At 57.8% G+C, this 20,265-nt stretch carries 16 protein-coding genes; 7 read left to right on the top strand and 9 right to left on the bottom strand.

What is annotated here, in order from left to right; translation table 11 throughout:
• Window positions 1-66: 66 nt before the first annotated feature.
• The 8 genes from BUC26_RS16580 to BUC26_RS16545 form a co-directional block, all read right to left on the bottom strand.
• The gene (locus tag BUC26_RS16580) at window positions 67-840 is read right to left on the bottom strand and encodes an alpha/beta hydrolase (RefSeq protein WP_073377768.1); all 774 of its coding nucleotides are present in this window, start codon (window positions 838-840) and stop codon (window positions 67-69) included.
• Window positions 841-914: 74 nt separating this feature from the next.
• Complete coding sequence (locus tag BUC26_RS16575; RefSeq protein ID WP_073377766.1) at window positions 915-1,466, bottom strand: nitroreductase family protein; 552 nt, start codon at window positions 1,464-1,466, stop codon at window positions 915-917.
• A gap of 231 nt (window positions 1,467-1,697) precedes the next feature.
• Window positions 1,698-3,857 carry an L-lactate dehydrogenase (quinone) large subunit LdhH gene (ldhH, locus tag BUC26_RS16570; RefSeq protein ID WP_073377764.1) on the bottom strand — a complete coding sequence of 720 codons (2,160 nt, stop codon included), beginning with the start codon at window positions 3,855-3,857 and terminating at the stop codon, window positions 1,698-1,700.
• A 2-nt stretch (window positions 3,858-3,859) separates the two neighbouring features.
• Window positions 3,860-4,504, bottom strand: coding sequence for a LutC/YkgG family protein (locus BUC26_RS16565; protein ID WP_073377762.1), 645 nt, complete (start codon window positions 4,502-4,504; stop codon window positions 3,860-3,862).
• Window positions 4,501-5,736, bottom strand: a complete 1,236-nt coding sequence (locus BUC26_RS16560; protein WP_073377760.1) for an acetate kinase — start codon at window positions 5,734-5,736, stop codon at window positions 4,501-4,503. The genes BUC26_RS16565 and BUC26_RS16560 overlap by 4 nt, the downstream gene beginning before the upstream one ends.
• Window positions 5,733-7,856, bottom strand: a complete 2,124-nt coding sequence (gene pta / locus BUC26_RS16555; RefSeq protein WP_073377758.1) for a phosphate acetyltransferase — start codon at window positions 7,854-7,856, stop codon at window positions 5,733-5,735. The genes BUC26_RS16560 and pta overlap by 4 nt, the downstream gene beginning before the upstream one ends.
• 97 nt (window positions 7,857-7,953) lie before the next feature.
• Window positions 7,954-9,243, bottom strand: coding sequence for a (Fe-S)-binding protein (locus BUC26_RS16550; protein ID WP_073377756.1), 1,290 nt, complete (start codon window positions 9,241-9,243; stop codon window positions 7,954-7,956).
• Window positions 9,244-9,258: 15 nt separating this feature from the next.
• Window positions 9,259-10,578, bottom strand: coding sequence for an FAD-binding oxidoreductase (locus BUC26_RS16545; protein ID WP_073377862.1), 1,320 nt, complete (start codon window positions 10,576-10,578; stop codon window positions 9,259-9,261).
• 397 nt (window positions 10,579-10,975) lie between these two features.
• Between BUC26_RS16545 and BUC26_RS16540 the strand changes: the two genes are divergently transcribed.
• The 7 genes from BUC26_RS16540 (at window position 10,976) to BUC26_RS16510 (ending at window position 19,305) form a co-directional block, all read left to right on the top strand.
• Window positions 10,976-11,968 carry a TRAP transporter substrate-binding protein gene (locus BUC26_RS16540; protein ID WP_084540721.1) on the top strand — a complete coding sequence of 331 codons (993 nt, stop codon included), beginning with the start codon at window positions 10,976-10,978 and terminating at the stop codon, window positions 11,966-11,968.
• Window positions 11,969-12,018: 50 nt separating this feature from the next.
• Window positions 12,019-12,516 (top strand): TRAP transporter small permease, encoded by a 498-nt coding sequence (locus tag BUC26_RS16535; RefSeq protein ID WP_073377755.1) that lies wholly within the window; start codon window positions 12,019-12,021, stop codon window positions 12,514-12,516.
• A 10-nt stretch (window positions 12,517-12,526) separates the two neighbouring features.
• Window positions 12,527-13,798 carry a TRAP transporter large permease gene (locus tag BUC26_RS16530; RefSeq protein ID WP_073377858.1) on the top strand — a complete coding sequence of 424 codons (1,272 nt, stop codon included), beginning with the start codon at window positions 12,527-12,529 and terminating at the stop codon, window positions 13,796-13,798.
• A gap of 7 nt (window positions 13,799-13,805) precedes the next feature.
• Window positions 13,806-14,678 carry an isocitrate lyase/PEP mutase family protein gene (locus BUC26_RS16525; RefSeq protein ID WP_073377753.1) on the top strand — a complete coding sequence of 291 codons (873 nt, stop codon included), beginning with the start codon at window positions 13,806-13,808 and terminating at the stop codon, window positions 14,676-14,678.
• A complete protein-coding gene (locus tag BUC26_RS16520) occupies window positions 14,653-15,936 on the top strand; it encodes a lactate racemase domain-containing protein (RefSeq protein ID WP_073377751.1) in 1,284 nt (427 codons plus the stop codon). Before BUC26_RS16525 ends, BUC26_RS16520 begins: the two co-directional genes overlap by 26 nt.
• Window positions 15,937-16,130: 194 nt before the next feature.
• Window positions 16,131-17,153, top strand: a complete 1,023-nt coding sequence (locus BUC26_RS16515; RefSeq protein WP_073377749.1) for a TAXI family TRAP transporter solute-binding subunit — start codon at window positions 16,131-16,133, stop codon at window positions 17,151-17,153.
• A 67-nt stretch (window positions 17,154-17,220) separates the two neighbouring features.
• On the top strand, window positions 17,221-19,305 hold the full coding sequence (locus BUC26_RS16510) for a TRAP transporter permease (RefSeq protein WP_208609817.1): 2,085 nt from the start codon (window positions 17,221-17,223) through the stop codon (window positions 19,303-19,305).
• Between the two features lie 193 nt (window positions 19,306-19,498).
• Here the strand turns inward: BUC26_RS16510 and BUC26_RS23080 are convergent, their stop codons facing one another.
• Window positions 19,499-20,053 carry a hypothetical protein gene (locus BUC26_RS23080; protein ID WP_143166051.1) on the bottom strand — a complete coding sequence of 185 codons (555 nt, stop codon included), beginning with the start codon at window positions 20,051-20,053 and terminating at the stop codon, window positions 19,499-19,501.
• Window positions 20,054-20,265: the final 212 nt, after the last annotated feature.

Genomic DNA, 20,265 nt, shown 5'->3' with positions numbered 1-20,265 from the left:
CGGCCAGCCCAGTGAGATTGACGTTCAAACAAGGCGATTGTCCTCCGTTCTCAGTTCAAGCCATTTTCACGGAACCAGAAAGCGCGCCAGCGCACGTTCATAGTGCGGCGAAGAACCGATGGTGTTGTGGCCCGCTCCTTCGATGGTTTCAACGCTCGTCTTCTCCGCGGGCAATGCCGTAACGAGCGACGCGCTGACCGCAGCGGGAACCACTTCGTCCTGCTCGGCAATCAGCACCAGGGTCGGCATCGTCAGAGTCCCGGCTCGGGACCGGGAGTCGAACCGATCCCGGAGCAGGAGCTTCACCGGCACCCACGGATAGTAGGTGGCGGCGAGGTGGGCCATGCTGTCAAACGGAGTCACCAGAACCAGCCGGTCCACCTCTCTTTGTGCAGCCAGGAAAACGGCGACGCCGCTGCCCAGGCTCCTGCCCATGACGGCAACGGCAGCATGGTGTTGCCGTACATGATCGTAGAGCGCCAGGGCGTCGGCAAAGAGCCCCCGTTCGCCCGGGGTACCGCTGCTGCCGCCGTAGCCGCGGTAATTCGGCAAATAGACGGTCCAACCGGGAAACAGCTGCTTGAACGACGCGCAGTTGAGGGCCACGTCCTCGGCGTTACCGCCGAAATAGATCAGGGCCCGTTCACCGCTTTCACCGACCCGCCAGACTCGCAAAGTCTCACCATCGCTCTGCAAGCGCAGCAGGTGCGCATCTACCGAGGCAGGGGAACGGGCCGGCGTCGGGTAAAAGAGCATATCGCGTTGACGCAGGAAGAGCAGCAGGCAAACAAGGCCATAGCCGATCGCCGCGATCAGGAAGACGGAACCGATCAGTTTCATCTCTTTGCTGTGGATCGCAAGATTTGCACGACAGCGACAGACACGAAAGGACGTCCGTCACCAACGGATATCGGCTAGCGATTGCCGAATCTGTCGTAATGGACGAACTCCCTGATTTCCCGCCGTTTTGGCGGCGACGGGGCGTGATCGGGATACCCCATAGGCAGCAACGAGACGACTTCGAAACCATCCGGTAGCTGCAGCATAGCCTTGACCTGAAGATGATCGAACAGACCGACGACAACCGTCCCCAAACCAAGGCTATGTGCCGTCAGACAGATGGTCTGCGTCAGCAGCCCAAGGTCGTACATCAGCCAATCGCCTAGTCGGGTGGACTGCTCCCCTTTATAGAATCCGGATTTCTTCTCCTCGGCACAGAGCGCCAACGTTACCGGGGCATTGGCCACGGCCAGGGTCGCCGGGTTCTTCGGGGACAAGAGCTTCGACAGACCGATTTGCAGTTCCGGATCCTTGACGACGATGATTTCCCAGCACTGGGTGTTGGCCCAAGACGGCGTCCAGCGAGCCGCTTCCAGAATCGTCTCCAGGGTTTCCTGCTCCACTGACTGGGTCGTAAAACGCCTGATGCTTCTTCTTGCTTTGACGAGTTCGAGAACTGCTTCCATAACGCCTCCCTTCCGGTCTCTGTGGACGTATCGCCCAGCCGAACCATACTACCGGCTCGACCGCCGACACTGTTTCACTGAATTTGCTGCAGCTGCTACTGCCGCATTACCCCTTCAGTCGACAATCAACCGTTTACCAAGTCTGAGCACCTCGTCCGGGCTAAACCCAAGATGGTGATAGAAATCGAGCACCGCCGTATTGGCGCTGCGCAACAGTTGCCGATCACCACGTCAGCTTTTTTTGATCCGGCGCGCTGTCAAGGCCTCCACCGTATGCTGCACCTCGACGGACGAGCCGCGTTTACGCAGGCCGCCGCGCAGCTGCATGACGCAGCCGGGACAATCGGTCAGCAACAAATCGGCCCCGGTCGCCTCGACATGATCGAGTTTTCGCTTCAGCAGCTGTTCGGAAAGCTCCGGAAATTTGGCGGAATACGTACCGCCAAAGCCGCAACAGACCTCTTCCTCGAACGCCTCACGATAATCGAGCCCGGCGCTGCGCATCAGGTTGCGTGGCGCCTCATGGACGCCAAGCCCGCGGCAGAGATGGCACGGGGCGTGATAGGTGGTAATGCGACCGTCGCCGTCAAAGTCATCGGGCGTCACCTGGAGGACGTCATGCACGAAGGAGGACAGATCGATCACCTTGGCGGTAAAGGCCTGCACTTTCTCGTTCAGGGACGGATCGTCCTTGAGCAGTTCCGGATAGTTATGCTTCAAGTGAGAAGCGCAGGAGGCGCAGAGGGTGACAATATAGTCGACATCGGTACCGGCAAAAGCGCTGATATTCTGCAACGCCACTTCACGAGACGCCTTCATCTCGCCCATCATCTGCACCGGCAATCCACAACAGGATTGCTGCATCGGAAAACTCATAGCGACACCATGATCAGCAAACAACTCGACGGCGGCAACCATTTGCTCAGGGTAGACGAAATCCTGCACACAACCGGAAAACAGACCGACCCGATGGCGCGGATTGGCCACCTCCGGTTTGATCTTCGGCCACAAATCGCGAAACGGCTTCTCGGCAATGGTTGGTAACGATTTGAAATCATGGGATTTAAAAAAGACCATCGGCAGGTGGCGCATGAAGCCGTCGCCGCCGGCCACCGGTTTCTGAGCCCACTTGGCGGTGCGCAATAACGTGTGGAACAGCTTACGGTTTTTCAAGACCTGACCGAGCAGCAGACTGGGCAGCGGGTGTCCCTCCTCGTCCTGGATCCGGGCATGCACCGCCTTGATCAGGCGGGGTAGGTCGATGCCGCCGGCGCAAATATCCTTGCAGGCTTCACAATTGATACAGTTCTGCACCAGATTTCGGGCCTTGTCCCGACCATGGAAGAAATAGGTGAGAATCAGGCCGATGGCGCCGATATAGATATGCCCCATCTTGTGTCCGCCGACCAGCCGGTAAACCGGACAGACATTGGCGCAGGCGCCGCAGCGTACGCAACGGAAGACTTGAGAGAAAAGCGGGTCTTTGGCCAATTCGCGTCGCCCGTTGTCGAGCACGACGAAGTGGATTTCCTTTTTGCCGTCCGGACTGGCGGCGCACTCGTTGGCCCCGGTCACCCAGGTGATATAGGAGGTGATCTGTTGGCCGGTGGCGTTCCTCGGTAGCACCCGCAGGATCTTCAGAGCATCGCCGATGGTCGGTACCAGTTTGTCGATCCCGAAGAGCGCCACGTGTACCCGCGGCAGTGTCGTGCAGAGGCGCGCGTTGCCCTCGTTGGTGACGGTACCGATGGTGCCGGTCTGAGCCACCGCAAAATTGGCTCCGGTAACGGCCATGTCGGCCTCGACGAATTTCTGGCGCAATTCACGTCGGGCCACCTTGACCAGCTTTTCGATATCGCCCTCTTGCTGGGCGCCGGTCACCTCGGTAAACAGGTCCCGCACCTGGTAGCGCGACAGATGGATAGCCGGCATGACCATGTGGGACGGGCCCTCGTGGCGGAGCTGAATAATCCACTCACCGAGATCCGATTCAACCACTTCCAGGCCATGTTCTTCCAGCGCATGGCTGAGCAGCGTCTCCTCGGCGGTCATCGATTTGGTCTTAAGCAGTTTTCTTGACCCGGTCTCCTGGGCGATACGGACGATGATCTCGTTCGCCTCGGCGGCGTCCCTGGCCAGATGCACTTTCACTCCGGCCGCTTCTGACACCGCCTTGAACTGTTCGTAGAGCTCGTCGAGACGCGTCAGCACATCGTCTTTCATCACGGCAACTTCGTCGATCAATGCCTGAATATCAAACTCGGCGAAGGCATTGGCCCGGCTGGTCCGGTAAGCGACGGCAAAGGTATCGAGAGCGGTTCTGAGAAAGTCGTTATCGAGTGATTCACGGCATTGTTTCCGGTAGCCGGCTAGGTTTTTGGCATCCTGCATGATCAGTCCTCCAACAGCAAAAGGTGAAGCTCAAGCGGACCATGCACGCCGATGGCCAATACCCGTTCGATATCGGCGGTCCTGCTCGGCCCGGTAATAAAGGCCGTATAATTCGGGCCATGCCCCATATAACGCAGCAACTGCTCTTCGGCGACAAACGCATCGGCAACGATTCTCGATGTCGGCACCACACAGACATGATACTCGCAGATCATCGTCGCCAGCCGCAGCTCCTCGTTAGGGCAATTCAACACGATCGTACCGGTTTCGGCGATACCGAGATCGGCAAAGGTGAAGCCGATATCGACTCCGGCCAGTTGCGAGCGCAGCCCCGAGTCGATACAGGAAAAACCGCTCTCCCGACTGCGGCTGCTAAGCAGGTCGTATGTCTCGGCCGGCAGCGTCGGAGCGGCAATGATCTTTTCTTCCTTGGCCAGACAGAGCCCTTCGGCCGAATCGGACAACGGCTCATCGCAGCCGGAGACTTTGATCCGGCAGGCCCCGCGACTGCCGCAGAGGTCGAGGGTATATTCGATGGCCGCCTCAATATCGGCGACGTTGCTGACCTGAGCGGCGGCGAGTCGCGCCTTATCGACGAAACGCTCCAGGACACTCTGTTGTTGTTGGGGTACTTGACTGCTGCTCATCGACGTTTCATCTCCTTGTTGTTTCCTGCTTCCACCACGCCGATCGTCTCACGGGCAATGGCCAGTTCTTCATTGGTTGGAATCACCCAGACCGCTATGCTGCTTAATTGGCTGCTGATACGCAGCGGCCCGTCAATACGCTGCTGATTGCGCTGCGGATCGATTTGTATCCCGAAGCACTCAAGCCCCTCGACGGAGCGGCTGCGGACGACGGCGTCGTTTTCGCCGATACCGGCGGTAAAGACAAGGCTGTCCACCCGGCCAAGCACCGCCATGAACGCCCCGATATATTTTCGATTACGATAGGTCTGTATGTCCAGGGCCAAAGCGGCTCGGCGATCACCGTCTGCGATTGCGGCATGAATGTCGCGCATGTCGTTATGCCCGCAGATTCCTTTCAGACCGGACTCCGTGTTCAGCAATCTGTCAATCTCTTCAATGCCCAGACCGGCGTTGCGATGCAGGAAGACAAGCAGGGCCGGATCGATGTCACCGCTGCGGGTGCCCATCACCAAGCCTTCAAGCGGTGTCATGCCGAGGGTCGTGTCAATACTCCGGCCGTTTTCGATCGCGGTCATCGAGCAGCCGTTGCCGAGATGGATGGTAATCAGATTGCAGGCGCTCAGTGGTTTGTCGAGCAGGCGCGCACATTCGCCGGCAACGTATTTATGCGACGTGCCATGGAATCCGTAGCGCCGGATCCGATACCGTTCATAGAGTTCATACGGCAAGGCGTAGATATGGGCTCGCGGCGGAATGGTCTGGTGAAACGCCGTATCGAATACCGCCACCTGGGCAATTCCCGGAAACAGCCCCAAGGCCACATGGATACCGTCGAGGTTTGCCGGATTGTGCAACGGAGCTAGCGGAATATTTTTTTCGATCGCCGCCACCACCGCTGCATCGATCATCGTCGGCTGGTGAAAATCTTCGCCGCCATGTACGACCCGGTGGCCAATCGCTCCGATATCGATGCGCGAGCGGACAACGCCGCGTTGCTCATCGGTAAGCAGTTCAACGGCCTGGTGCATGCCGGACTGATGATCCTCAATTTGCATCTCACGTTTGAGCAGCACCTCGCCGTCTCGACCGGGGTGCATCGCACATTTCACCAGGGAGACCGGCTCGCCGATCCGCTCGACCAGACCGGACGCGAGTACCGTCTCGTCGGCCATGTCGAGCAGCTGAAATTTTATCGACGAGCTGCCGGAGTTGATAACCAGTACCTTCATTGGCGCATCCGTTTTTCAGCTTGTGCCTGCACTGCGGTAATCGCCACGGTGTTGACGATATCGTCGACGGTACAACCGCGCGACAGATCGTTGACCGGCTTGTTCAGCCCCTGCAGGACCGGACCGATGGCCACCGCGCTGGCGGAGCGTTGTACCGCCTTATAGGTATTGTTGCCGGTATTCAGGTCAGGGAAAATAAAGACAGTCGCCCGGCCGGCCACCTTCGAGCCGGGCAGCTTGGCCCGGGCCACCTCCGGGTCGATGGCCGCATCGTATTGCAGCGGCCCCTCGAGAATGAAGTCAAGATTGCGCTCCTCAATCAGCCTCTGCGCAATTTCCGTCGCTTCGGCAACCTTGTCGACATCCTCGCCCTTGCCTGATCGTCCGGTGGAATAGCTGAGCATGGCCACCCGCGGTTCGATACCGAAAATCTTGGCCGTCTCCGCCGAGCTGAGTGCGATCTCGGCCAGCTGGGAAGCATTTGGGTTGGGATTGACCGCGCAATCCCCGTAAACCAGGATGCGATCGCGCAGACACATCAAAAAAACCGAGGAAACGATAGTGAACCCGGGTTTCGCCTTGATGAATTCGAAGGCCGGCCGCACCGTGTGGGCCGTGGTGTTTAATGCCCCGGACACCATGCCGTCGGCATACCCTTTGTAGACCATCATCGTGCCGAAATAGGTCGGGTCCGACATCCGGTCCCGTGCCATATCCTCGATCACACCTTTATGCTGGCGCAAGTGCAGGTACTCCTTGACAAACGGTTCGAGCATCGGGCTGACCTGCGGATCGATAACTTCGACAAAGGTCAGATCCAGGCCGTTGGCCGCCGCCAGAGCTCGCACCTGCTGTTCGCGACCGAGTATGGTCAGATCGGCAACACCGCGGCGCAGCAAAATATCGGCTGCCCGCAGGATTCTCTCACATGTCCCTTCCGGCAATACGATACGCTGTCGGTCTTCGGCGGCCCGTTCCATCATCGCATACTCGAACATTTTCGGAGTAATCCGGTTCGGCTTGGACGAGATCACGTGCTCACTGAGCTCCTGAATTTTGACATACTTGGAGAAAAAACCGAGTGCTGTCGCGATCCGTTGCGAATCGTTCGGCTCGATATGGGCGTAGAGTTCATTCAACTGCTGGACGACCAGATACGTATGCCCCTGCACGCAGAGGATAGGGATTGGCGCCCCGGACCAGCCTTCAATCAGTTTCCTGACGCTCTCGTACGGCACCAACCCGCCGGTGAGCACGAGCCCGGACACCTCTGGATAAGACGTGGAAGAACGTGCCGACAGGCAGGCAAGAATGATATCGGACCGATCTCCGGGCGTTATCACCAGGCAGCCGGGCTTCATGTACTCCAGAAAATGCTCGACCCGCATCGCCGCCACGATATAGTCGCCGATCTTCGCATTCATGCCGGACGCCCCATACATGATGCTGGCATTGAGCCAACGCTTGACGTCGCCGATGGTCGGGTTGGCCAGGTCGCTGTTCTCCGGCATCACATAGAACGGCAACCCTTCATCCGGGTGGACCTGCTTTCTGATTTCACTGATGGTCTCGGCGGTAACGCCTTCCGGAGCCCGGTTGATGATCGAGGCGACCAGGGTCAGCCCCTTTTCCTTATGGGCATCGATCGAGGCCTGCACCTGGCGGATCATTTCATCCGCGGTTTTCTTACGGCCCGACGAGATCAGGATTACCGGCGCCCCGAGGTTAGCGGCGATGTCAGCGTTGATCTCAAGCTCGAATGTGGTATCGTTCCCCCGATAGTCAGTCCCCTCGATGAGCACGAAATCATAGTTATCTTCGAGTTTTTTGTATTTTTTCAGGATCAGGTCGTGAAGGTCGTCTTCCCGGCCGGTATTGATCAAATGGTAGGCATCGCGAAGTGTACAGCCGAAACTGTCTTCGTAGTTGATCTGCAGCTTGAAGTACCCGCTCACCAGCGAGATATCCGGATCATCCTGTTTCCCGGTCGGATCGCTGATAATCGGCCGAAAGAAAGCGACCCGATGCACCTCTTTTTTGAGCATCTGCATGATGCCGAGCACGACGACCGATTTACCGCTACGCTCTTCGGTGGCGGTGATATACAGATTATTTGGCATGGCAGTTGTTTCCTATAATTGGCTATCTGAAAACGGCCGGTCTGGAGCAGCGGTCCACCGGCAAAAGCAGTTCCAACGTAAGAGGATAGTCATAAATTCATAAACTGTCAGCGTATAGTTCGATGACATGCCGGACTTTGATGCCGCTCTTTCGATGGGACAGCAGATCGGTGATCTGCATCATGCAGGCCGGGCAGCTGGTGGCCACGGTTTTGGCTGTCGAGGATTCGATATGATCGGCTTTACGGCCACCGATCTTCCTGGACATTTCGTAGTGAAAAAGGTTGAAGGTTCCACCGCAGCCGCAGCAGACACCAGCCTCCTGCATCTCGATTAGCGGCACGTTCGAGGCTTTGATAACCGTTCTCGGCTGAGCGGTAATACCGAGGCTGTTCTTCAGGTGACAGGGATCATGGTAGGTAACTGCGGCCGTTCCCCTGTCCGGCTGTTCGCCGCTTGCTGCAACGCCGCAGTGATCGACGAGAAACTGGCTGATATCCATCGTCTTGTCACCAATTAGCCGGATAGCCTCAGTGTTGACCTTCCCACCGTCGTAGAGCCGCGGCCAGAGTTCTTTGATGGTTGAGGTACAGGAGGCGCATGGAGTAACGAGTGCATCAAAGGCGGCCCCGGCAAACCGGTCGATATTGATCTCAACAAGTCGGTTGAAGCCCTGACGATCGCCGCTTGACAACACCGGGATGCCGCAGCAGGCCTGGTTTTCCGGCAGAAAAACGCCGACGCCGTGATGCTTGAGCACTTTCAGGGTGGCATCACCGATGGCAGGATACATCTTGTCGACCACGCAGCCCGGAAAAAAGGCAACGCGCAGGCCGCTCGATCCCGCTGCCGTGTCCAGGCTGGCAACATGTTTACGAAACGGCGTCGTGGCCAGTGAATTGAAGTGCCGGTCAGCAATCAACGGTGCATTGAATCGGGCACAGGAAGAGCCGAGCAGGTCGTCAACCTTTTTCGTGAACAGCCCCTGAAAACGCGAACCAATCGCGGTCAGTGCATTGAACAGTCGCGGATTGGCCAGCATGCCGCGAAAAATCGCCCGCTTGGCCGGGTGCAGGCCATAATAGCCGGTCATAATCGCGCGGGCCTTCAGAAAAATATCGAGCACCTTGACCCCGCTCGGGCAATTGGCCTCACAAGTGCCGCAGAGCAGGCAACGGCTGAGCGTGGCGTTGACTCCGTCGGCATCGCGGAGCAACTCATCGGCCAGACAGTCGAGCAGGGCCAGCTTGCCCCGGGTTACATCGACCTCCCGGCCGGTTTCGCTGAACACTGGGCAGACCGCCTGGCACATGCCGCAACGCATGCAGTTGACCAATTGGTCGTCGAGTTCCTTGAATTGCTGAGCTAATTGGTGAATATCGGCCATCGCCTGGTCCTCGCCTTAGACCATTTTACCGGGATTAAGAATATTCTTCGGATCGACAGCCATCTTCAACCGGCGGCTGTAGGCCAGCGTGCCAGCACCGACTTCCCGTTCCATGAAGCGGGCCTTGGCAATGCCGATGCCGTGTTCGCCGGACAGGGTGCCGTCCAATTGCACGGCTCGTTCGAAAATGGCGGTGATGGCCTGCTCGACCCGCTGCCATTCCACCTTGTCACGGCGGTCCGTCAGAATGGTCGGGTGCAGGTTGCCGTCACCGGCATGCCCGAAGGTGCCGATCGGCAGGTTATACTCTTTACTGATCTCGGTCAGCGCCTCGATCATCGCCGGAATCTTGGACCGCGGCACGGTGGCATCCTCAAGAACACAGGACGGCTTGAGCTTGGCCAGAGCCGGCAGCGCATCACGTCGGGCCTGCCAGATGATGTCCCGCTCGGCGCTGTCGCGCGCCACGGTCAGATCTTCCGCCCCGTTTTCCCGGCAAATCCGTTCGACCTGGACGGCTTCATCTTCAACCTGGGCGGGGTGACCGTCCACCTCGATGAGCAACAGGGCGGCTGCTTCGGTGGGCAGGCCGGCCTTGCGGAAACTCTCGACGGTGCGAATCGTAAAATTATCCATCAGCTCCAATGTGGCCGGTACGATCTTGGCGGCGATAATCGCCGCCACCGTCTCCGAGGCGGCCTTGATCGTCCCGAAAACGGCCATCATCGAGCGGGCTGCCCGAGGCGGCGGGATCAGCTTCAGGATAATCTTGCTGAACACCCCAAGCGTCCCCTCGGAGCCGACCATAAGACCGGGCAGATTGAGACCGGTCACGCACTTGACCGTTCTCGATCCGCCTTTGACCAGGGTGCCGTCCACATCGAAAAACTCGATTCCCATCACATAGTCTTTGGTAACACCATACTTGAGACCGCGCAGACCGCCGGCATTCTCGGCGACGTTGCCGCCGAGGGTAGAGACGGTCTGACTGCCGGGATCGGGGGGATAGAACAGCCCGCGAGATGCCACCTCGGCAGCCAATCGGGACGTGATCACGCCCGGTTCCACGACGGCGTAGAGATCCTCTTCATTGATCTCCAGGATGCGATTGAGTCTGTTAGTAAGAACCACCACACCGCCGGGATGGGGAATGGTGCCGCCGGACAGGTTGGTGCCGGCACCGCGTACCGTCAGCGGCAACCCGTTCTCGTTGCACAGTCGCACGATCTGGCCGAGAGCCTCCGTGGTCTGCGGCCGCACGACGTAGGAGGGAACCACCGGATCGAGCACCGCCGCATCATAGGAGTAGGCGTGCAGGTCGGTTTCACCGGTCATCACTTCGTCATCACCGACGATTGCAGCAAACTCCCGGGCCAAATTTTGTTTCGTTTCGTGCGCCACGTGATGCTCCTTTTCTCGCAGATGGTGGTTGAGCAACCGAAAACATCAATCTGACATTGTACCACAAAATATCAATTTTGAGACCGATCATTATGTCGAAAATTCACTATCTGCCGCGATATTTTCTGCCGTTTGCAGACAATTAGCCGAATCGAATAGATAAATGTCACGGGGATTCAACCGGAATCAGAACCTGGCCTGATCTTGTCCCGCCGGTGTCTGGCAAGAGCGTCGAATACTCTTGACTGCACGTTGCCTGAGATGCTTATATCTCAATCGTGCTACCGCTTCTCTGGCTTAAACAACAATCGTATCGGAAAAGGAGAGAGACATGCATAGGATCACCTTCACCTTCTGCTGCGCCGCGCTGCTGCTCATGTTCGGCACGCAGCCCTGTTCAGCCGAAAAAGTTCTGCGCTTGACCTTGCAGTTGCCGGAAAGTCACCACCTCGGCAAAAACGTTGCCGCCTTCGCCGACGAAGTAGCGCAGGCGACCGACGGCGAGATCAAAGTGGAGATCTACCCGTCCGCCCAACTGTACAAAGATAAAGAAGTACCGCAGGCGGTAGCTTCCGGCGCCGTCGAAATGGGCGTCGTGCCGCTGACCCAGTTTGCCGGCACGATCCCTGCCGTTGAACTGTTTTATGTGCCGTTTCTCTTCGCCAGCGAGAAAGCGCTGCAGAAGGCGGTGCAGAAAGGCAGCCCGGTGCGACAGCCGATCGACGACGCAGTCCTGCAGACCGGCGCCCGGATCCTCTGGTGGCAAGCCTACGGCGGGGCGGTCATCATCAACAATGACGACCCGATCCGCCTGCCTTCCGACCTGACCGGCAAAAAAGTCCGGATCTTCAGCAAGACTCTCGGCTCTCTGGTCGAGGCTGCCGGTGGTGCCCCGACCGCCATTTCCGGCTCCGAACAATTCCTCGCCTACCAGCGCGGTACTGTCGATGTCGGCCTGACCGGCGTTACCGCGGTCAAAGAGCGCAAGATGTTCGAAGTCATGAGTTCCCTGACCGCTACCAAAAGCATGGTCGACATCGAATTCGTCGTGTTGATCAACGAAAAGACCTGGCAGGGACTGTCCGACGAGCATCGTCAGGTCGTGGAAACCGCGGCAGCCAAAGTGGAACAACAGTTGCGCGACCAGATGAACCAACTGGAAGCCGATGCCTTTGCCTTTGTCAGCGATAAAATGAATATCGTCGAGCTGACCGACGAGGAATTGCAGGAATGGCAGAAACTAGCCGAACCGGTAATTGCCGACTATATCAAGAACGCCGGACCGCTTGGCCGGCAACTCGTTGACGCGGCCCGTCAGCTTTAATCGCCACCGGGACGGGGGACCGATCGTCTCCTGTCCCGCCTCGCAGATCAATGCTCGCACCAATCGATAAGATCAGTGATGCAGCCGGCCGATTAGCTGGCTGGATGTTTTTTGTGATCGGCATCTTCATCGTATATGAAGTGGTCGCCCGCTATGTCTTTCTCTCGCCGACCGTCTGGAGCGAGGAACTGTCACGTTTCCTTCAGATCTGGGCGACCTATCTGGCCGCCGCCCATGTCCTGAGAAGACGACAGCTGATCGCCATTGATATCATCGTTCGCGCCAGCGGGCCGAGGCTGCGGCGCTGGTGCGAATCACTGGCCCTGCTGGTGATCATTATCTTCTGCCTGGTTGCCGTCTATTTCGGCGCCGGGATCGCCATCGATTCGATCCGCATCGGTCGGGCCAGTTCGTCCATGCTGGCCGTGCCGTCCTGGCTGACCGAACTTGCCATCCCGATCGGATTCGGCCTCCTGCTCCTGCAGGCCGTGACCGAATTGATCAGGACGCTCGGTGGCAGCACCGATATTTCTGCTTCTCATCACTGATTACCCGCACATGACTGCCGCACTGATTCTTCTTTCCCTGCTGCTGCTCCTGTTTATCCGGGTGCCGGTGGCCTTTGCCCTCGGCGGTCTCGGTCTGCTGCTGCTCTGGCTCAAAGACATCAGCGTCGTCATGGTACCGCAGGCCCTGTACAGTGCGGCCGACAGTTTCGTGCTGCTGGCCGTACCGCTCTTCCTGCTGATGTCAAATATCCTGCTCAAGGGGGGTGTCGGCAAAGACCTGTTCAACGCCGTCCAGTCCTGGGTCGGTCATTTACCGGGCGGACTCGGTATTGCGACGATTCTCAGCTGCGCGCTGTTCTCCGCCATCTCCGGCTCATCGGTGGCCACGGCGGCAACGATTGCCACGGTGGCCATTCCGGAAATGATTCAACGCGGCTACAGCCGGCCGTTCGTCCTCGGTCTGCTCGCTGCCGGCGGCACCCTCGGCATTCTCATCCCACCGTCCATACCGCTGATCCTCTATGGAGTCATCACCGAGGAATCGATCGTTAAATTGTTCATGGCCGGAGTCGGGCCCGGCCTGCTGCTAACCGCACTGTTCATTCTGTTCAGCATCGGCTACTCGCTGTTTGACAAAAACTATCAGCCGAGTCCCAAGGCTACCTGGTCGCAGCGCTGGCAAACCAGTTTTCGCGCGCTGCCGACGCTGCTGCTGGCAGTCGTCGTCATCGGCGGCATCTACCTCGGTGTTTTTACTCCGACCGAATCCGCCGGCGTCGGCTTTGCGCTGGCATTGGTCATCGTCTTCGCGCTGCGCACCATGACCTGGCAGAAACTAAAGCTGGCCGTCTCGGAATCGATGGTCACCACGGTTACCATCTTTTTGATCATCGCCGGGGCCAAGCTTTTCGGCAAGGCCATCACCCTCTACCGCATTCCGCAGGAGATCTCGACGGCGATCACCACCAATATCAATGAACCTGCCCTGTTCATCCTGGTGGTCTGCCTGGTGCTGTTGGTCATCGGTTTCTTTCTCGAGTCGATTTCCATGCTGCTGATCATGGTTCCGGTCCTCTTTCCGGCCCTGAACGCGATGATGATCGATCCGATCTGGTTCGGCATCCTCTTTGTAGTGATGATCGAATGTGCGCTGATTACCCCGCCGGTCGGCATGAATCTCTTCATTATCCAGGCGGTCGCCCAGGTTCCGCTGGCCGAAGTGCTCAGAGGAGTCTGGCCGTTCATGCTGATCATGTTCGGTACGGTCGTCGCGCTTTACCTGATCCCCGATATCGTTCTCTATATCCCGTTCAAGCTCTGAGGCGACCATGACATCTCCTGCCGCCGCGCTACGCACCCTGCTCGCCAACCGAGAATTGCTCGTCATGCCCTGCTGTCATGACGCACTGTCCGCACGGCTCATCGAACGTGCCGCCTTTCCGGCCACCTTCATGAGCGGTTTTGCGGTGTCCGCCGCCCGTCTGGCGATGCCGGATACCGGTCTGATCTCCTTTGGCGAAATGCTCGACCAGGCACGAACCATCTGCCACGCGGTGACCATTCCGGTACTTGGCGATGGGGACACCGGGTACGGCAATGCGCTGAATATCAAGCGGACGGTCCGCGACTACGCAGCCGCCGGCCTGGCCTGTATCATGATCGAAGATCAGCTTTCACCGAAACGATGCGGTCACACGAAAGGCAAACAGATCGTCTCCTTCGACGAAGCTTGTCTGCGCATCCGGGCAGCGGTCGATGCCCGCAATGAAGGGGCCGACATCCTGATTATGGCCCGCACCGATGCCCGCGGCCCGGCCGGCCTCGACGAGGCCTTGCGTCGGATGCGAACCTTTCACGATCTCGGGGCCGATCTGCTCTTTCTCGAGGCCCCGCAGTCAATCGAGGAGATGCAGCTGTTCTGCGACACCGTTCCGGGCTTGAAAATGGCCAATCAGATCGAGCACGGTCTCACCCCGCTGCTGCCTAAAGGTGAATTGCAGCGACTCGGCTTTGCCATCGCCGCCTACCCTCTGACGCTGCTTCAGGCCATGGTCAGCGCGGTTGAAGCGGCCCTGGTCGATCTCGCCGGCGGCAGTCATCCGTCGGGCCTGGCCGATTTCGAACATGTCAAAGACGTTCTCGGTTTCCCCGAATACTACCGGGAGGAAGCACGGTATGCCAAGCGATGCGAAACCGACTGAGCACCTGTCCGCACCGACTCCCGTCCGAGTACCCTATGGCGGCGACGGTCTCACGCTGACCCTGCCGACAGGCACCATGCTCTTGCGGCCTGACGACCCGCAGCCGCTGATGACTCCGGACCGCTATCGCCGACTACTAACCGACGGCATTAACCAGGCCGGCCTTGATCTGTCCCAGCCGATACTGGTGGTAACCGATAGGACAAGGCTCTGCGCCTATCCCAATTATCTACCGATCACCGTCGCGGTGATCAATGAGATCCGCGGCCTCAATAAGCCCTTTCCGATTGTCATCGCCTACGGCACCCATTCCCGGCAAAACGACGAGGAAAGCCTGCAGTGCTACGGCAGCCTGTTTCGAGACTGGCAGTTCACCCATCACGATTGCGACGATATCGACCTATTCACCGAATGCGGCACGACCGGCCGGGGCACGCCGATCCGGTTGCGCAGCGATCTGCTGCAGGCATCGGCGGTGATTACCATGGGGCCGATCTGCCACCACTATTTCGCCGGTTACGGCGGCGGCCGGAAACTGATCTTCCCCGGTTGCGGCGAGCGAGCGGCCATTTACCGCAACCACGGCCTCTTTCTCGATCACCGGCAGCGACAACTCGCATCCCGCTGTCACCCCGGAATCATAGAGGGCAATCCGATCGCAGACGACCTCTTTAACATCGAAGACCATCTGCCGGCCGCACTTGCCATCCATGGCCTGCAGGACAGCCACGGCAACATCTGTGACTTTCTCATCGGTCCGGGCAGAGATCTCTACCACCAAGCCTGCAGCCATCATGCCCGTGCCTTTGAAGTCGACATCCCGCCACAGGATATCGTCATCGCCTCCTGCGGCGGGTTTCCGAAGGACATCAACTTTATCCAGGCTCACAAGGCCCTGCATAACAGTGCCGCCTTTGTTCGTGACGGCGGTCTCCTGGTTGCCTTTGCCCAATGTCGGGACGGTATCGGCTCGCAGACCTTTCTGCCGTGGTTCACCACCGACGGCTTCGCCGGCGCTTTTGACCGGTTATCTGCCCATTACGAAGGTAATGGCGGTACGGCACTGGCCATGCAGAGCAAGACTCGGCGTATTCGCATCGCGCTGGTCACCGCGCTTGACGAGCAGACCTGCCGCCTGATCGGTGTGGAAAAGTTGGACATCACCGACATCGAAAAGCTCCTCCACCAACCGAATGATCATATTGCCTGGCTGGAGAATGCCAGCCTACTGGTCAACGCTCGACCGGCTGCCGCCTGAAGCCGCTCCCCTCACAATCCTGTTGAAATTCTGTCCGTATTGCAGCATAGTAAACAGCCAAGCCGCAGCTTCTTCGCGGCGTTCACCCTCTTGAGAAAAGCGAGGTCCTGACTTGTAGACGAACAATCTGCCGTTTGTCTACAAGTCACGCCTGACCCCGCTTCCTCGAAACTACTTCTGCAAAGGAGCGTGCCATGAACCTGAAAAAATCCTTGTGTCGACTTGCCGTCGCCGCTCTGACGCTCGGCGTCTTCTCGGCAATCGCTGTTCAGGCGGCCGACGAACGTAGCTACTTAATGGCTACCGCCAGCACCGGCGGGACCTATTATCCGGTAGGCGTTGCTATCGCCACACTGACCAAAGTCAAACTGCAACCGAAGCAGAATATCGGCATTTCCGCCATTACTTCAGCCGGCTCCGGAGAAAACATCAAGCTGCTCCGTGACAACGAAGTCCAATTCGCCATCCTGCAGGGACTTTACGGCTACTATGCCTGGAACGGCAAAGGCGATTTCGAAAAAGAAGGCCCGCAGAAAGAGCTGCGCTCGGTCACCATGCTCTGGCAAAACGTCGAGCACTTCGTCGTTCGAGCGGACAAAGCGGCCACCGGCACCATCGAAGATATGGTATCGCTGAAAGGTGAGCGCATGGCCCTCGGCACCAAGAACTCCGGAACCATCGGCTCCAACAAGTTGTTGCTGCAGAATCTCGGCGTTGATATCGACAAGGACTATGAGCTGGTCTATGTCGGCTACAGCCCGAGTGCCGAAGCACTGCAGAATGGCCAGATCGCCGGCATGAGCACTCCCGCCGGGGTTCCGGCAGGTGCCGTGACCCAGGCCTTCGCCGCCATGGGAACCGATATCAAGCAACTCGAGTTCACCGACGAACAGGTGCTTAAAGCCGACGGTGGCCTGGAGCTCTGGACGCCGTACATCATCAAAGCCGGCTCCTACCCCGGCCAGGAGAAAGATCTGCAGACCATCGCCCAGCCGAACTTCCTTGCCGTGCGGGCCGATTTAGACGAAGATGCCGTCTACCAGATCACCAAAACCATTTACGAAAACCTGCCCTTTCTCAATGCCATTCACAAGGCGACCGAGGCAATGTCGCTGGAAAGCGCACTGGCCGGCCTGCCGATGCCCCTGCACCCCGGCGCCGCCCGCTATTTCCAGGAAGCGGGGCTGACTATCCCGCCGCGCTTGTTACCTCAGTAATATTCAAAATCGGTGCCCGCCTGCTTAGACGGCGGGCACCCTCTTTTCTTTGAGAGTGGAGTTGCACGTGCAGAGCGAGCAGGAACTGCAGCGGTCAGTGACAAACAAGGAGCAGGTCATCTTTTACCTTGGCGTCCTCGTTTCGCTGCTCCATATCTATTTCAACATCTTCGCGCTGTTGCCGACTCTCTGGCAGAACGCCCTGCATTTCGCCGGCTTTGCCCTGCTCTGTGCCCTGGTCTATCCAGCCCGTCCCGACTCGGCCTCAGCACCGAAACGGATCCCGTTCTTGATTCTCGACGTAACGATCGGTATCGTGGCCGCCGTCTGTGCCGTCTACATGATCGCTATGGAAGATGCCATCTATGCCCGGGGAGTCCACCTGAGTAGGGCTGAGTGGATTGCCGGCACGTTATTGATCCTTACGGCCATCGAGTTCACCCGGCGGACCACCGGCTGGATCATCCCGGTCCTGATTGTCCTCGCTCTGACCTATGTCGGCTGGTGGGGCAGCATGATCGGCGGGGTCTTCAAGTTCAGCGGTCTGTCCCCGGAGACCATCCTGTTTCGCTCCGTTTACGGCGATGACGGGCTCTTCGGCGGGATTGCGCGTATTTCCTCATCGTTCGTCTTCATGTTCATTCTCTTCGGCGCCTTCCTGCTGCGCTCCGGCGCCGGTGAGTTTGTCATCAACTTGGCGCGGGCTGCGGCCGGACGATTGATTGGCGGACCAGGTCTGGTGGCCGTCTTCGCCTCGGGACTGACCGGAACCATCTCCGGCTCGGCGGTGGCCAATACCGCCTCCACGGGGGTCATTACCATCCCGCTCATGAAACGGGCCGGGTTCAACGGCAAATTCGCCGCCGGCATCGAAGCAGCGGCCTCAACCGGCGGCCAGCTGATGCCGCCGATCATGGGCGCCGGCGCGTTTGTTATGGCCAGCTATACCCAGATTCCCTACACCACCATCGTGCTCTATGCCGCGCTGCCAGCTATCTTGTATTTCGCCACGGTCGGCTTCTTCGTCCGGGTCGAAGCGAAACGGATTGGTCTTCAGGCTTCCCAGGATGAGGACCTGAAGGTGCTCGAGGTCATCAAGACCGGCGGCCTGCCGTTCCTGGTACCGATCTCGGTCTTGATCGGCCTGCTTATTTACGGGTTCACGCCGACCTATGCCGCTGGCATCAGCATCGTCGCCGTAATCGCCTCTTCGTGGATCACGCCGAATCGGATGGGACCGCGCGGCATCTGCGAAGCACTCGCCCTCGGCGCCCGCAACATGGTGATGACGGCCATCCTGCTCTGCAGCGTCGGGCTGGTCGTCAACGTGATCGCCACTACCGGCATCGGCAACACCTTCTCACTGATGATCACCAATTGGTCGGGCAACAGCCTGATCATCGCCATAGCCTTGATTGCCCTGGCCTCACTGGTCCTCGGCATGGGACTGCCGGTAACGGCGGCCTATATCGTACTCGGTACCCTATCAGCACCGGCCCTGTTCAACCTGATCGCCGATGCCAAGATTGTCGAGATCATCGCCGCCGGCGCACTGTCCGAAGAAGTCAAGGCCGTGCTGATGATCGCCATTCCCGACCAACTCGCGTTGCTCAGCCAGCCGATGTCAGCGGAACAGGCCCGTCATCTGCTCGACCTGGTACCGCTGGATCTGCTCGGCACCGTCAGGGAAATGGCCCTGTCACCGCAATCGGCAATGTTTGCATTGCTGTCCGCGCACATGATCATTTTCTGGCTCAGCCAGGACTCAAACGTTACACCGCCGGTCTGCCTGGCCGCCTTTACCGGGGCGGCCATCGCCGGTACTCCGCCAATGGCCACGGGTATGCAGTCTTGGAAGATCGCCAAGGGACTCTACATCATCCCACTGCTCTTTGCCTATACCCCGATTATCGGCGGCAGTTGGCCGGAAATTTTGAAGATATCGCTGTTTGCGCTGTTCGGCATGTACGCCTTTACCTGCGCGCTGCAAGGATGCATGGAAAACCGGATCTCCTGGCTGCTTCGCCCGATACTGCTGATCCTTGCCTTCCTGCTGATCATTCCGGCACCTCTCGTCGTTGAACTCAGCGCCACCGCCTGCCTGCTGCTCATCCTGGTTTTCAATATAAGGCGGGGGGAAAGAGAGCGCTGACACGATCAATTATCATCGTTCCCTGATCATGTCTAGCTGACCCGTACGCGGTTTGGCGCACGCTACGAGTGCAGATACGAACGTGCCCTGCTCGAAAAATCGCCTTTGCCAATACAAATTATCGCTGCTCCTTTACATAACAGAGGCAATTTTTATGTTAGGCAAACGCCAAATCAAGCCGCCTTTGCCGGTTTCATTTTTCGCTGCAATCATCAGGCGGACCCAGATTTTGGGCCGCGCAAACTCCCTTGCATTCTTCTTCACTATAAAATGCAAGTTCACCAGGAGCACATTTGGCAATGGCCTCTTCCAATCTGTCCTCATCAGGTCCCATACAAGGACAACCATCCGGTAAAACCTGATTGGGGTGGGAGTTGGGTGAAAAACCGTATTGTGCCAGCGTAGCGACCATCTCATCAATATAGGGTTGCTCTGTGTACGCACGCCACCAATTTTCATGAACCCACGTACCGTCTATCCATTCATAGACATCAAGCTCTACGATCTGATATAAGCCTTTTTTCGTGCTTAACGGATTAAGAAAATAATACTCTGCCGATACAAAACCTCCAATCGTGAGATTGTAGCACATCCTTGGGTTAGCAACCGGCTCAATTGTTTCAAAAAAATAATGATCCCCATAGCATGCTCCACTCGCCCCAATATGTCCCCTGCTGAAACACGTTGTAGGGAAAAAGGAGAAAATCAAAGTAATCGATAAAGATACTAATAAAAGGTATTTATACATGATTGATCTTTATTGCTGTCACCGGATCCGACATTTCTGAAACGATGGATGTTCCATGCATGCCATTGGGAACATTTGATCATAAATAGTCATTCACATATTCTTTAACCAGTTGAGGAACATTTGATGAATTTCTTTGGATCAAAAAGAAGCTATTTCTTGTGTAGGAGAATGAATCATTGGAACACAGAACTTTTTTAGTCTTTATAGAT

This window comes from Desulfofustis glycolicus DSM 9705, assembly GCF_900130015.1.
GTDB classification, from domain to species: domain Bacteria; phylum Desulfobacterota; class Desulfobulbia; order Desulfobulbales; family Desulfocapsaceae; genus Desulfofustis; species Desulfofustis glycolicus.
Note: the sequence above shows the minus strand (reverse complement) of the source record. Positions and strands in the feature narration are given on the sequence as shown.

What these genes read in the sequence shown, in the direction of transcription:
- BUC26_RS16580 (WP_073377768.1), bottom strand. Translation starts at nt 840, where the DNA reads ATGAAACTGATCGGTTCCGTCTTCCTGATCGCGGCGATCGGCTATGGC.
- BUC26_RS16575 (WP_073377766.1), bottom strand. Translation starts at nt 1,466, where the DNA reads ATGGAAGCAGTTCTCGAACTCGTCAAAGCAAGAAGAAGCATCAGGCGT.
- ldhH (WP_073377764.1), bottom strand. Translation starts at nt 3,857, where the DNA reads ATGCAGGATGCCAAAAACCTAGCCGGCTACCGGAAACAATGCCGTGAA.
- BUC26_RS16565 (WP_073377762.1), bottom strand. Translation starts at nt 4,504, where the DNA reads ATGAGCAGCAGTCAAGTACCCCAACAACAACAGAGTGTCCTGGAGCGT.
- BUC26_RS16560 (WP_073377760.1), bottom strand. Translation starts at nt 5,736, where the DNA reads ATGAAGGTACTGGTTATCAACTCCGGCAGCTCGTCGATAAAATTTCAG.
- pta (WP_073377758.1), bottom strand. Translation starts at nt 7,856, where the DNA reads ATGCCAAATAATCTGTATATCACCGCCACCGAAGAGCGTAGCGGTAAA.
- BUC26_RS16550 (WP_073377756.1), bottom strand. Translation starts at nt 9,243, where the DNA reads ATGGCCGATATTCACCAATTAGCTCAGCAATTCAAGGAACTCGACGAC.
- BUC26_RS16545 (WP_073377862.1), bottom strand. Translation starts at nt 10,578, where the DNA reads ATGACCGGTGAAACCGACCTGCACGCCTACTCCTATGATGCGGCGGTG.
- BUC26_RS16540 (WP_084540721.1), top strand. Translation starts at nt 10,976, where the DNA reads ATGCATAGGATCACCTTCACCTTCTGCTGCGCCGCGCTGCTGCTCATG.
- BUC26_RS16535 (WP_073377755.1), top strand. Translation starts at nt 12,019, where the DNA reads ATGCTCGCACCAATCGATAAGATCAGTGATGCAGCCGGCCGATTAGCT.
- BUC26_RS16530 (WP_073377858.1), top strand. Translation starts at nt 12,527, where the DNA reads ATGACTGCCGCACTGATTCTTCTTTCCCTGCTGCTGCTCCTGTTTATC.
- BUC26_RS16525 (WP_073377753.1), top strand. Translation starts at nt 13,806, where the DNA reads ATGACATCTCCTGCCGCCGCGCTACGCACCCTGCTCGCCAACCGAGAA.
- BUC26_RS16520 (WP_073377751.1), top strand. Translation starts at nt 14,653, where the DNA reads ATGCCAAGCGATGCGAAACCGACTGAGCACCTGTCCGCACCGACTCCC.
- BUC26_RS16515 (WP_073377749.1), top strand. Translation starts at nt 16,131, where the DNA reads ATGAACCTGAAAAAATCCTTGTGTCGACTTGCCGTCGCCGCTCTGACG.
- BUC26_RS23080 (WP_143166051.1), bottom strand. Translation starts at nt 20,053, where the DNA reads ATGTATAAATACCTTTTATTAGTATCTTTATCGATTACTTTGATTTTC.